1 protein-coding gene is annotated in these 882 nt (G+C 59.1%); it reads right to left on the bottom strand.

The window, feature by feature from the left end:
- The coding region (locus PQR53_RS38850) for an MFS transporter (protein WP_408465888.1) at positions 1-738 on the bottom strand (738 nt) is incomplete at its 3' end.
- Positions 739-882 lie beyond the last annotated feature (144 nt).

Raw genomic sequence — 882 nt, 5'->3', positions numbered from 1 at the left:
AAAACCGGTGTTCATTGTGAGCAGGATGTCGCACAGGATCCAGACGCCGCGACTCTTCAATGCGGCGCGAAAGTCGTGGGTCTTCGTCAGGTTCTCCGACGAGAGGTTGCGCTTCAATAGCGACTTCTCTTCGGGCGTGAGCCAGCGCGCGTCGTCGATTGTTTCCGTCAGCTTGAGCAGCACCGTCGCCCCGAGAATGATGGCGGGCAAACCTTCCACGATCAGCATCCACTGCCAGCCTCGAAAGCCGAACGTATCGTGCATGTTCTGCAGCACCCAGCCTGAGACCGGTCCGCCGATGCACAGGCTCAGCGGCAGCGCCACCATGAAGCCGGCCATGACGCGGTTCTGCCTGTGCGAGGGGAACCAGCTGTTCAGATAGAGAATCACGCCGGGAAAGAAGCCCGCTTCGCACGCGGCCAGCAGGAAACGCAGCATGTAGAACATGGTTGCCGAGCCAGTGTGGAAGAACCGCCCCAACGGCCCGATATACATCAGCAGGATGGAGACGAGACCCCACGTCACCATGATCCTGGCAATCCAGCGGCGCGCGCCGAAGCGGTGCAGCACGATGTTGCTCGGCATTTCAAACAGGACGTAACCCCAGAACAGCATGCGCGCGCCTAACGCGTAGACATTGTCGCTGAGATTCAGGTCTCCCAGCATCTGCAGCTTCGCGAAACCGATGTTGACCCGGTCGAGGTACGACCCCATGTAGCAAAGAAAAAACAGCGGCACGCAGCGCCAGAACACCTTGTCGTAAGTTGCTTTCCTAGTCCTGCGAAACCTCGCTCATGCCTGCTTTTTCCATGCTCAAGGCCATGATTGTCTCCTGATTGTATGTTTGCCGCGCTACCCAGCGATGCGTCTGCGCGCCTGGCC

It is taken from the genome of Paraburkholderia fungorum, from assembly GCF_046027605.1.
GTDB classification, from domain to species: domain Bacteria; phylum Pseudomonadota; class Gammaproteobacteria; order Burkholderiales; family Burkholderiaceae; genus Paraburkholderia; species Paraburkholderia fungorum_F.
This window is presented reverse-complemented; position numbering and strand designations above follow the sequence as displayed.